Raw genomic sequence first — 12,212 nt, forward strand, 5'->3', positions numbered from 1 at the left:
CTACGGACGCGTCCGGGTACGTGAGCGCGCCGGTCCTCACCGCCGGGCAGACACCAGGCCCGGTACGTGTCACCGCGACGACAGGCACGGTGTCCACCGAGTTCTCCCTCACCGTGGTCGCGCCGGTCCAGTACGCGGTGGTTCCCGGCGGGCCGCCCGATGTGATCCTGGAACCCGGCGGAGGCGCCGGCTACCCCGGCGTCGTCGTGGTGAACACCGGCGCCGTTCCGATCGGCAAGCAGACCGTCACCGTGCGCCTTCCCGCGGACAAGGCGCTGCAATGGGGCACCGCCGCCCTGCCCGACTACCAGCTCACCATCCTGGACGGCGGCGTCTACCCGGGCAGCCTCTCGGACGACGGACACACGCTGACCTTCGTCGACGTCGACCTCGACGTCCCCGACCGCGACCAGAAGGTCCTGTGGGTCGGTGTGAGCGCCGCCCCCGACGCGCCCGCCGGCTACACCGTCCTCGGCTTCACCGTCGGCAGCCACGCGTGCGACTCCACCCCGCTGCGCGTGTGCACGCCCGTGATCGGCCCGCCGTTCTCGGCCGTGCCCGGCGGGCCGCCGGAGGTGCTCCTGGTCCTGGGCGGGGCCACGGGCTACCCGGGGGTGAAGCTGACCAACGACGGCGCCGGGCCGGTCGACGCGCTGACCGTCACCGTCACGCTGCCCCAGGACACCGGGCTGCAGTGGGGGCAGGCCGACCTGCCGGACCACCAGCTGACCGTCCTCGACGCTGCCGGGAACAGCACCGCCTACCCCGGAACCCTCTCGGACGACGGACAGACCCTCACCTTCTTCGGCGTCGACCCCCTCCTGCCCACGCCCGGATCGCAGTCCATCCTGTGGGTGGGCGTCAGCGCGGCGGAGGACGCCGGCCAGGTGTACACCTCGCTGGTGTTCTCCCTCGACGGCCGGCAGTGCCCCTCGACGGCCGTCATCGTCGTACCCACCCCGGTGTTCACGCTGGAACCGGGCGGGCCGCCCGACGTCGCCCTCGTGCCGGGCGGGCCCGCCGGACACCCTGGCGTGCGAGTGCGCAACACGGGCGACTCCCCGCTGCTGGCCGACGTCGCGGTCACCGCCGCCGTCCCGGCCGGGGCCGGGCAGTTCTTCGCTGAACAGGAGGCAGGCGGCCATCTGCTGACCCTCCGCTGCCCGGGGGCGGAAGACGTCCACTACACCGGGCGTCTGTCCGAGGACCGGCAGCAGCTCACCGCCGACAAGGTCCGGTTGAACGTGCCCGCCGAGGCTGCGGTGGCACTGGAAGTCGCGGTCGGCGCCCTCCCCGACGCCCCCGCCGGCCCCACGGCGCTGGCCTTCACCGTCGACAGTGCCACCAGCGGCTCCACCCCCGTCCAGACCCTTCCACCTGTCACCGACTGATATCCGGCCCTGCCCGCCCGGTGCCCGCCGGGTGCCCGGCGCATGGCTGCGCCCGCTCCTGTGTCGTCCTGCCCGGAAGGAACACCTGCCTATGGACACGGCGGCATCCCCGCTGTACCCGCCGGCCCCCGCCTTCACCACGCGGAGCCTGTCTGTCGTAGCCCGGGTGTACGGCTACCCTCCGGCCCACAACGCGGGCTCCGAGTGGATGCTCCATTCGATGCTCCGTCCCCTGGCCGAACGCGGCCACCGTGTGGCCGTGTGGCTGTCGCACCCCGGGAAGATCGAGAAGGCGTACGAGATCGACGGGGTGCGGGTCGTCCCCTACCAGGAGGGCCTGGACTTCGCCGCCCGCGCCCGGAAGGCGGACGTGCTGCTGTCCCACTTCGAGAACGTCCCGCTCGTCGCGGGCCTGGCCAAGGCCCACCGGATTCCCCTGGTGGTGATCTGCCACGACAACTTCGCCACCAGCTTCCACAACGCGGCGGGCGCCGACCTCGTCGTCTACAACAGCCAGTGGATCAGGCGCGACGGCGAGATCTACTACGCCCACTACCCCCACGAGTTCCTGCCCAAGCGCAGCATCGTCGTGCGCCCGCCGGTGCTCGCCGAGGAGTACCGCACCGAGCCCGGCGACCGCGTGACCCTCGTCAACCTCAACTCCGACAAGGGCGGCGACCTGTTCTGGCAGATCGCCGCCTGGACGCCCGACTGGAAGTTCCTCGGTGTGCGCGGCGCCTACGGCCAACAGGTCATGCCCCCACCGCAGCTGCCCAACTGCGAAGTCGTCGACGGCGTCCCCGGACAGCAGATGCGCGAACACGTCTACGCCCGCAGCCGCGTCGTGCTGATGCCCAGCCTGTACGAGTCCTGGGGACGCGTGGCGGTGGAGGCATTCGCATCCGGCATCCCCGTGATCGCCCACCCCACCCCCGGACTCGTCGAGGCCATGGGCGACGCCGGGATCTTCGCCTACCGCGACGACCTCAACGCCTGGACCAACGCCCTCACCTCCCTACGCGACCCGGATATCTGGCAGCGCGCCTCCCGCCGGGCCAAAGCCCGCTCCAAGGAACTGAGTGCCGTCCCCGACCTCGACCTGTGGTGCGACGCCATCGAATCGCTGGCGAGGGCGAGCCCGCTCGGTTCCCCGCGCCGGCTCGCGCGCGGCCACGCACTGGCGACGCCACTGCGATGGTCCGTAGCCCTGGGAGCGATGCTGCGGCCCGGGCGGCCGAACCACGCCCGTCCGCGTCGCGGCACCGCGGACCACGGACGAACCACGACCAACCCTGTCGATCAACAACAGAAGGACGGCATGCCATGACTGAGGACACCCCTGTCTCCATCCTCGAACCCGCCAGCGCGAGCACACCGCAGGCGGCCCCCGCGGTCGCCAGCGCACCTCTCGCCCCCTACACACATGTCCAACGCTTCAACTACTCCGGCAGCGTCGAGAACTTCACCGTGCCCCCCGGCGTCACCACGGTCAACGCCCGCTGCTGGGGCGGCGGGGGCGACGGAGCCGACACCGGTGGCGGTGGCGGATTCGCCAGCGGGAACATCGCCGTCGAACCGGGCGAGACCCTGCGAATCGTCGTCGACCTGGGCGGAGGCCCGACCGGCGGCGGCGGGATGAGCGGCCTCTACAGCCACCGGCTCGGGCAGACACTCCTAATCGCCGGAGGCGGCGGAGCGAGGACGGGTGGGGGCGACAACCCAGATGCCGTCCGTGCACGTGGTGGCGCGGGAGGCGGCGCCGGTGGCAACGACGCAGAGGGCTACTCGCGGGGCGGGTCGCCAGGGACACCGGCGCACGGGGCATCGGGTTCGACGGGCGGTGCCGGCGCGCCCAGGTACGAACAGTACGGAGGGCGCGGCGGTGACAACGGCAACGACGGCGGCCCCACCGGGAAAGGAGGCCCCGGGGGCAAGGTTCCGATTCCGGGTATGGGCGGAGGTGGAGGCGCCGGCTACGGCGGCAACACCGGTGGAGGCGCCGGCTACGGAGGCGGAGGCGGAGGGATCGCCCTCGGGAATGCCCAGAGTGCCTATTTCAGCGGCGGCGGCGGTGGCAGCAGCTTCGTGAACGGCCCCGGTGTCACGGAAGGAACCACCGTGGCCGGCCGGGGAAACCAAGCGGGCGGCAAGGACGACCCCCTGTACCAGGCCGGCGTCGGTGACGCCGGCCGGCACGGCCAGGTGGTGCTGCAGTGGTCGGAGTTCACACTGACGCCCGGTGGACCGCCCAACGTCGAACTGGCCCAGGGCGGACCTGTCGGCTACCCAGGAGTACGCGTCGAAGCCGACACCGCGATCGCCCCCGTATCCGTGACCGTCGCCCTGCCCCGCCACCGCGGCCTGCTGTTCGGCACCCACGCGCTGGCCGACTACCAGCTGACCGTCCTGAACGCTAGCGGGGGAACGACCCCGTACGTAGGAACCCTGTCAGAGGACGGCACTTCGCTCGGCTTCACCAACGTGGACCTGGAGTTGCCCGGGACGACCGTGATGTGGGTCGCCGTGAGCGCCGACCACGACGCCCCGCTCGGAGCCACCAGCCTGACCTTCAACGTCGGAGGGAAGACCTCGCCCTCCACGACGGTCGTCGTCACACCGGGCTTCACGGTATCGCCGGGCGGAGACCCGGTGACCATGGAACGGGGAGGAGCGCCCAGGTATCCGGGCGTGGCAGTGCACAACAACGGATCGCAGGACATCCCGCTGCAAACAGTCACCGCAACCCTTCCGGCGGACCGCGGCTTGCAGTTCGGCACGCCAGCCGACCCCGATCATCAGCTGACCGTCATGACTGCCGACGGGAACACCACCGCCTACCCGGGAATCGTCTCCGCCGACGGACGGACTCTGACCTTCCCGGACGTCGACCTGGCCATCCGCGACACAGGATCGCGGTCGGTCCTGTGGGTCTGCGTGAGCGCCTCGGACGATGCCCCCACGGGCATCACCAGCCTCCAGTTCACCGTCGGCGACCGGACCTCGCCGTCCACCGTCATCGACGTCCTCTGAGGGACGCGGCAGCACCGCGTCCCCTGCCGCGAAACGATCTGCGAGTCCCGCGACCGCCCCGACGAGCGGTCGCGGACCGCTATCTGCAGATCGTCCTTGCCCCACGCCAGTACAACCTCAACAGGCTTCAACCGCCGATACACCTGACCAAACAGCGCGAGCTCGACACCGCAGGACCAACGGAATACCGCACGATCGGAATGACGCACCCTGCCAGTCGGCGCGGACACCTGGGACACCAAGACGCGCACCGCCTTCGCCAACGACCTCGACCACCCGCAGCTCATCGCCGTCTCCGCCGCGACCAACCGCTCCAAAGGCGCGAAGAGCCCGGACCAGTGGGCCCCGCCCAACATGGACTACTGGTGCACCTACAGCCGCGCCTGGACCCACATCAAGAGCCTCTACAAGCTCAGCATCACCGAGCCGGAGAAGGCCAAGCTCGGCGACATGCTGAACACCTGCGACTGAGCGAAGGACGCCGGCGGCCCCGCGATGACGCGGGGCCGCCGCGTCGTTGTGCCCCCGGCCCGCCGGCGTGTCCTAAAGTCCTGGCGTGGCGACTCTGATGATCGACAACGGTCCGACCGCACCGGACGCCCTGGTCACCCGCACCGGCGGACTGCCCCTGGCCCCGCCGGGTACCGCGTGGCCCGTCTGCGCGACGTGTGGAGGCCCGATGCAGTTCCTCGCACAGGTCCTCCTGAACGACATCGACGACGGCACCGGCATCACCACCGCCCCGGACACAGACCGCGGGGTCCTCGCGCTGTTCGCGTGCCAGAACGACCCGGGCATGTGCGAGGACTGGGACCCCGCCGCCGGCGGGAACCGCGCCCTCCTCCTGCCCTCCGCAAACCTGCAGCCACTCCCCCTCCACGAAGGCGCCGACGACGCGGTGCTGATGCTCGGCGCCGTCCGAGCGGTGGCCACCGAGCACGACGACAACCCGGACTACAACGAGGCCCGCGAAGCGTGGGCGGCCAGGACCGGGCACCCGGACTCCTCCGTCCTCGGCCAGCTCGGCGGAACACCGGCATGGATCCAAGGCGACGAAACACCCGCCTGCCCCCAGTGCGCCCGCCCCATGCCCCTGACCGTCCAACTCGAAGAAGGCCCAGACCACTCCACCGCCATGAACTTCGGAACAGGCGGCTGCGCCTACGCCTTCACCTGCGAGCCCTGCACCCAGACCCTCCTCCTCTGGCAATGCTGAACCACCAGCTCAGGGTCTGGTGTACGACTTTCCAGGACCGAAGCCGTCGAACGCGGAATCGGAGAACTGGTCGGCCTCGCCGCAATCGCGGTAGTCCGTGCCGTCCAGGCACTCATGGCAGCGCCCACTGCCCACGCCGAGCGGGACCAGGTCGAGCAGAACAGATGGAACTCCAAGCTGGTTCGCACACGGGGTCACAATTCGGGCAACGGCAATGACTGTCGGTCAGGCCTGGCATATCCTCTGCCCCAAACAGGTGACGGTTCGATCGGGCGGTAACCCAGTGGCAGCAGTCGACAGCCGGCGCGTACAGACGGCCGTCATCGGAGGCCCGGACTCGGACCGGCCCGTCATCGCCCCCGAGGAACCACACAATCTGGACGAGTTCCGACGCCATTTCGGAACCGACCAGTTCTGGTGCGGCACGCACTTGGGTGGCTGCGGCGAGAAGCTGATGACCAAACGGTACGAGTGGAAGGTCTGCCACTTCTCCCACTACCCAGACCGCGACGGCAGCAAGCCCGCCTGCCACCGCAGCGCAACCGGCGTGGAAAGCGCCGACCACCTCTTCATCAAACGCGATGTGAAAGCCTGGCTGGCCGACCAGGGTCACCTGGCCCAAGGCGACCTGCGCAGCCTGGGGCACGGGCCCGGGGACGCCGTGGACTTCTGGCTGCGCGCCACCGAGCAGCACCTGCGGTTCGCGCTCCACCCCGGCGACTACCGCAGCTGGCGGCGAGCCGTGGAGAGCCTCGGCGCGAAGACCGGCCGAGTCGAATGGGTCTTCGGACGGGACGGCGTCGTGGTCAACGACATGGTGGCACGGCGCGGCTACGCCCTGCGGGTCCGCTGCGAGACGCAGGGAACCGACCGCCGCGTCCTGATCGGACTCGTGACCGCCGGTACCGGGGCCATCCCGTGGGCACCGCTGGAGTCGTGCCGGATGACTGCCGACGGCCTGATTCCCCCCGCGCTGGACACCTTGCGAGCCGAAGGGTCGTTGCCCACCCGCGCTGCGGGCGAGACCCCGTTCCCGGCGAGTCTGCCGCTTCGAGGCGTAGAGGTCGTCTTCGCGGTGGACACGGCCGCGGCTCCCCCGGCCGCGTCGCACTTCACCGTGCCCGGCCGCTACCTGGTCGCGGCGTTCGTGAAGGCTGCCGGGAGCCGGATCGTCCGCTCCTACGTCACACTGCCCGATGCCGTACCGCCCCCCACCGAGCACTACGTCTACCGACTCAACGGGGTGGCCCGGTTGCTAGTCGACGACCTCCACGCCTCCGACGGCAACACCGGCTGGGTCGTACGGGCCGACGGCCTCACCCGACTGTCCGGCCTGGAAGCCGAACGGACCGGCCTCTGGCGCCCCGAGGTCGCCCTGGAGGACCGGTCCTCGGCCGACCCGCCGATCCCTGCCACGCCGAAGGCGGCATCGACCCGGGTCGAGACCGGACCCGACAACGCCCCGCGCAGCCCTCTCGCGGAACTCCTCCGCCAGGTGCTGATCAGAGTCGCCCGCGCGGGAGAGACCACCTCGTGGGAAGACCTCTCCCACCGGGCCCACTTCGATCTGTCCCACCTGCCCGACCCGAAGAGGCGCTCCCTCCTGGTCGAGGTCGACCGACCGCTCCACCCGGGCCGAGCCCCGCTGTGCGTGCTGGTCCAGGGCCGGTCCGGGCGCGTCCTCCCCTACCTACGAACCGTGCTGCGCCAGCTGAACGCGGATATACCGGTGCCGGAGGCCGCCTTCCAGCGCTGGTGCGAGCGGGCCGTCCGAGCGACCCACGACCACTACCGGTCCGCACCAACCTCGGGCACCACAACGCGCTCCCGGCCCGACGATTCAGAACCGTCGAAGGTGCAGGAGCTACGGCGGGTGCTGCGCGAGGCCCAGGACCTCCGGCCCCGTACCCACGGCCGACGCGCGGCACGACTGGCCACAGCGATCCAGCAGGCGGAACAACAACTGCACCACTTCGAGACAGCCCGTGCCGGGGGCGTTGTCGTGTTGCCCAGTGCCGCCCTCCTCAAAGAATTCGCCAGAGTACTGGGCCACACCATTCAGGCGCAGCCGACAGCCATCCATAACGGTGCGCCCCTACTGACAGGAAGCACGGTCGCTGGCCCGCCGGGCACACCCAGCTCGGGGAACCGCCCCACCCGACCCGACCGCGCCACCGGGGCAGCAGACATTGCCGAGGTCGAGACCGCCGGCCGGCCCGCCCCCGCACCCATCGCTGAGACCCAAAACGCCACCGGTAGGGGGCACGCCGGGATCCCGGCCGCCCGCCAGGCGGAGCACCCCTCGTCCGGCCACGCCGCCCGGGCCGCCGATCTGCTGTCCCGTTTCGAGCAGGCCAAGGACGCGGACGACGTGTCTGCCGCAACCGCGATCCGTGAGGAGTCGGTGCGCGCCCTCGGCGCACCCGGGGTACCGGGCTCGACGGCCAAGACGCTTCGACGGCTGCTGAGGGACCTGCACAAGTGGATCGGTTCGCACGAGGCGGGCGACGTCCTGGACCGTATCCGACGCCTGCTGGAGAACGCCCGCCGGTCGCGAGAGAGCGGAGACGAACTCGCCCTGCGCAGCAGCCTCGCCCACGCCAGGATCCTTCGGCGCAAGCTTATCGGCGGTGTCCCGCAAGATCTTCAGGAGCTGTTCGAGATCTGCTCCCAACACCAGGCCACCGTGGGGGGACCGGCCTCCCCACGCCCCGAGCCCGCCGGCTCGGCGCCGCCGCCTGCGACCACCCTCACGGCATCCGACGAGGCGAGGGCGACGCCCGAGGAGGTCGTGGAGAGCCATGCCCTTCCGAAGACCGCGCTCGGCGAACTCGCTGAGGCCGTGGAGCGCATTCTCCAGGATGTCGCCCGACACCAATCCACCGTCACCTGGTCGGGAATCAGCCGTCGGTTGAAGCGCGAACTGCCTTGGCTCCAGAACTCCGAGCAGCGTGAGCTGCTCGCCCGCGTAGACAGGGATACGCCGGCTGACGAGCCCTTGTTGTCCGCACTCGTCGTAACGGGTGACCACACCCCGACGGGGGTCTACCGCGAGGTCGCGGCGACACTCGGCAGGGAGCTCCCTCAACCACAGAACGGACTCCAACAGCACTGGCAGATGGACGTCCTGCGGCTGCACTCGTTGTGGCGTCACCGCTGAGTCAGCAGCAACATGCACTTCAGGAAAACCCGATCACACTCACATCTCTGCCACCGTTGCTACGTTCCCTTGCCCAGCCTCACGTCTGCCTCATGCGACACGCACTATGGAGAAGAGTACGGGCCACCCAAGCTACGCCGACCTACCAGCGTGCTCCAGCATCGGCACTCGTGCTTGGAGTTCGGCGGGCAGGTACCAGCCTTCGATGGTGGGTGTCATGTAGAGGCGGGCCTTGAGGCCGAGGAGGAGCTGGCGGCGCCTTTCCTGGTCGGCGTGGGTCCAGGCGTCGGCGAAGGTCTCGCCGGTCTCGACCTCGACCCAGGCGGAGGGGCGTTGCGGGAGGGCGGCGAGGCGGCGGCGTTCGTCGACGAGGGTTTCGAGGGCTTCGGAGTACTCGTCGTCGCCGCCGGGGTAGTCGAAGAGGTTGCGGCGTTTCTCCTCGCGCAGGTCGCGCATGGCTTGGGTGACGTGGTTGAGCTGTTCGGTGTGGTCCTCGCCGGGGATGAACCTGCGCACCGTCATCGCCAGGCCGGCCAGGCGCTCCACCAGGGCCGTGATCGCCGCGATGACGCGCTCGCCCTTGACGGACTGGCCCTTGCAGGCTGGCTTGCCGGCGGTCTTCGCGCAACGGTAGTACTCGTAGACCTTCCCGTTCTTGGCGAGGTTCACCTGCCGGTAGAACCGGTCGCCGCAGCGGTCGCAGTGCGGCACGCCCAGCCACGGCGAGGCACCGTTCGAGCGTTCCTTCGTGACCGAGCGCTCGTCCATCGCCGCCTGGATCGCGGCCCACTGCTCCTCCGTGAACAGGGGCTCGGCCATGCGGATGGGCAGGCCCTTGGCGTCCCGGGCGATCTTACGTGCCTTCACGGAGCGGCCGGTCAGTTTCAGGCCCATCGTCGCCGGCGAGCGAAGGATCTTGCCGACGCTGGTGGGGTTCCAGTGGTTCGACGGCGGCGTCTTGCGCTTGCTCGTGTAGGTGTCGCCCTGGTTCTTGTACGCGTGGGTCGCCGGGGTGTCGAAGCCGGCGGCTTCCAGGGCGGTGGCGATCATCCACTGGCTCTGCTCCTCCAGCAGGAGCTTGCCCATGTAGCGGACGGCTTCGGAGGTGACCGGGTCCGGCTCCAGGGTGCGGCCACCGCCGGGTCGGTCGACGATCCGGTAGCCGTACGGCGGCTGCCCGCCGGCCCAGCGGTCCGTCTTGCGCAGGTGCCTGTGCGCGGCGGTGACGCGGGCCTTGATCCGCTTGAGCTCCATCTCGGCGAAGATCGAGGCCAGCATCAGGAAGACCTTGGCCAGCTCGTTCCCGAACGACCGTTCCTGACCCTTGCGGTAGTCCAGGGTGATGCCGTCGTCGGTGAACACCAGGACCTTGTGGTTCTCCTCCGCCCAGTGCGCCACGTCCGCACAGTCCTTCGCGGACCGGAACGCCCGGTCCACCTTCGCCCACACCAACGCGTCCCACTCACCCTGCCGCTCGGTCAGCCACGGACCCAGGTCCGGACGCTTCCACGGCGTGACCTCCGCGGAGACGTCCAGATCCTCGAAGGACCCGACGATCTCCCACTCCTTCGCCAGCGCGTGCCGGGTCGCCGTCTCCGCCTGGATCAGGTGCGACACCTTGCCCTCGTTACCGTGCGTGTCCGAGACACGCGAACCCACCACCGCCCGAACCGGCACCGAAGCCGTGATAATGCTCACAGGAGGTCCCCTACCGCCCAGGCCAGCAGGCACCCTCGAACAGGCTGCTCTCGAACGGGTGGACCTTTTTCGAAAAGGCGTCTATCCGCTGGCGCATCGACCTCCAGGTCGCCACCCCGGGCCTCGCCGACAGGACCGTAGAGGCCTACGTCGAACGCGCCGCTTCCCACGCCGAGCGCTGGAGCGACCACGCGCCGGTGACCGTGGTGTTCGACCACCAGTTCTGACAGCTCTCCACGGGCAGGGCTCCGAGGAGACCGGGAGCCCTGTCCGGACATCTCGACCGCACCGACTCGGACAGCGGGCCGCCGGCCTTCCGGGCGCACGGGGCCGCCTCGCTGCCGCAGTGCCGGGTGGTCGTGCCGTCGTGGGCCCGGGAGCCCTTGGGGACGAGCCCGACGACGTCCAGGTCGGACGTCGCATCGGCGACCGTCGGCGCCGAGCCCGCCGCCAAGTCCGTCGGCACGCCGAGCCCTTGCGCGTCAGCGTGCACGCCGTCCCGTACCGCTGGAGCGAGCCGTCCCCGGCCTCCACGCCCCAGGAGTCCGACCTACCGCCCCCGGCGTGGGAGATCGGCCCTCGTCAACTATCCTCCCGAATCAGCTTGTTGACGTGAGCACACCCGATTGTCTCGCCAAATTGCCCATTCGAGGCAGTACTTGATTATCGTTCACAGTACTCTCATATCGACGGGGATCGACCGGCGACGACTCGCGCAAACCTCCTCGGGCGAAACCCGCCCGCCACTCAATCCGGCTGTGGCACAGCGCATTTGATCACGGCCGTCGCACCGCCGGCCCGTCGGGGCGCGGAGGCCGGGCGCGGGACGATCAAGAACGTGCAGCATTCAATGAGCGCGTGCTCACGTGAGCCGGATCACGCGGAGCCCCCGACCGCCGAGCGGGGCGTCGCCGGGCCGATTGGCCTGCGCCCTGGGGATACTGGGGATCCTCGGCAGCCGGGCATCCCCTCGGCCGATGTGATCGCATGTCAGCGCGCCATACCAAGAGGTGCGCCACCGATCCAGACCTTCTATCCCGACGATTTACAAGTATTCTGTCTCCAACCGTGCGGAAACTCTCCGGGACCGGTCCTGGGATCAAGGGGTTTCCGTCGGGTGGTCGAAGCGTTTTTCGTTACTGGGAGTGACTTATGGCGGATGGTCACACAATGGATTTCAGTGTCCTCGGCCCGTTAGCAGTACAGGCTGACGGAATATCGGTGAATCCGGGCTCGGCGCGCCAGCGGGCGGTATTGTCCGCCCTCCTCCTCACTCCGGGTCAGCCCGTGACGGCGGAGCAACTTGCCGAAGCCGTCTGGCCGAGGAATCCTCCGAACGACGTCATGACGAACCTGCACAGCTACGTGTCGAATCTCCGGCGGATCCTGGAGCCGAACCGGCCACCCCGCTGCCGCGACACCGTTCTGAGGCGCGAGCCGAACGGCTACGTACTGGCGGTGGACACCGACTGCATCGACGCGACGCTCTTCGAACGCCTTCTGCACGACGGCCGGCGGCTGCTCCAGGCGGGACTGCACCAGAAGGCCGGGCGGACGCTGGGGAGCGCATTGGCGCTGTGCCGGGGAACGGCCTACCCCGAGGTGAGCGACTACGCGCTCGGGGCCCAAGCGGCCGCACGCTTCGAGGAGTTGCGGCTGCTGGCACTGGAGAGCCTGTGGGAGGCGAGGCTGTCCGAAGCGCGGGACTACTCGGTGG

6 protein-coding genes and 2 pseudogenes are annotated in these 12,212 nt (G+C 69.8%); 7 read left to right on the forward strand and 1 reads right to left on the reverse strand.

Features of this window, described 5'->3' with window-relative positions:
* The 5 genes and pseudogenes from ACFC1T_RS26090 to ACFC1T_RS26110 all read left to right on the forward strand — a co-directional run.
* Positions 1–1,391 (forward strand): annotated as a pseudogene (locus ACFC1T_RS26090) (hypothetical protein); the annotation flags it as partial.
* 220 nt (positions 1,392–1,611) lie between these two features.
* Positions 1,612–2,718, forward strand: a complete 1,107-nt coding sequence (locus ACFC1T_RS26095; protein ID WP_375892273.1) for a glycosyltransferase family 4 protein — start codon at positions 1,612–1,614, stop codon at positions 2,716–2,718.
* Positions 2,715–4,421 (forward strand): hypothetical protein, encoded by a 1,707-nt coding sequence (locus ACFC1T_RS26100; protein WP_375892275.1) that lies wholly within the window; start codon positions 2,715–2,717, stop codon positions 4,419–4,421. The genes ACFC1T_RS26095 and ACFC1T_RS26100 overlap by 4 nt, the downstream gene beginning before the upstream one ends.
* A 556-nt stretch (positions 4,422–4,977) precedes the next feature.
* Entirely contained in the window at positions 4,978–5,637 is a 660-nt protein-coding gene (locus ACFC1T_RS26105; protein WP_375892277.1) for a DUF1963 domain-containing protein, read from the forward strand.
* Positions 5,638–5,851: 214 nt separating this feature from the next.
* Entirely contained in the window at positions 5,852–8,797 is a 2,946-nt protein-coding gene (locus ACFC1T_RS26110) for a hypothetical protein (protein ID WP_375892279.1), read from the forward strand.
* Between the two features lie 132 nt (positions 8,798–8,929).
* On the opposite strand, the gene ACFC1T_RS26115 is transcribed toward ACFC1T_RS26110, so the two are convergent.
* Positions 8,930–10,528 carry a recombinase family protein gene (locus tag ACFC1T_RS26115; protein ID WP_375892281.1) on the reverse strand — a complete coding sequence of 533 codons (1,599 nt, stop codon included), beginning with the start codon at positions 10,526–10,528 and terminating at the stop codon, positions 8,930–8,932.
* 56 nt (positions 10,529–10,584) lie between these two features.
* On the opposite strand from ACFC1T_RS26115, the pseudogene ACFC1T_RS26120 reads away from it, so the two are divergent.
* Both ACFC1T_RS26120 and ACFC1T_RS26125 read left to right on the forward strand, forming a co-directional pair.
* A pseudogene (locus ACFC1T_RS26120) lies at positions 10,585–10,722 on the forward strand (exodeoxyribonuclease III); the annotation flags it as partial.
* A 943-nt stretch (positions 10,723–11,665) separates the two neighbouring features.
* On the forward strand, positions 11,666–12,212 hold a 547-nt coding region (locus tag ACFC1T_RS26125; RefSeq protein ID WP_375892283.1), incomplete at its 3' end, for a BTAD domain-containing putative transcriptional regulator.

The organism is Kitasatospora sp. NPDC056076 (genome assembly GCF_042266305.1).
GTDB lineage: Bacteria > Actinomycetota > Actinomycetes > Streptomycetales > Streptomycetaceae > Kitasatospora.

Excerpts from the sequence above, each read along its gene's own strand:
- ACFC1T_RS26095 (WP_375892273.1), top strand. The coding sequence starts at position 1,612 with ATGCTCCGTCCCCTGGCCGAACGCGGCCACCGTGTGGCCGTGTGGCTG.
- ACFC1T_RS26100 (WP_375892275.1), top strand. The coding sequence starts at position 2,715 with ATGACTGAGGACACCCCTGTCTCCATCCTCGAACCCGCCAGCGCGAGC.
- ACFC1T_RS26110 (WP_375892279.1), top strand. The coding sequence starts at position 5,852 with ATGACTGTCGGTCAGGCCTGGCATATCCTCTGCCCCAAACAGGTGACG.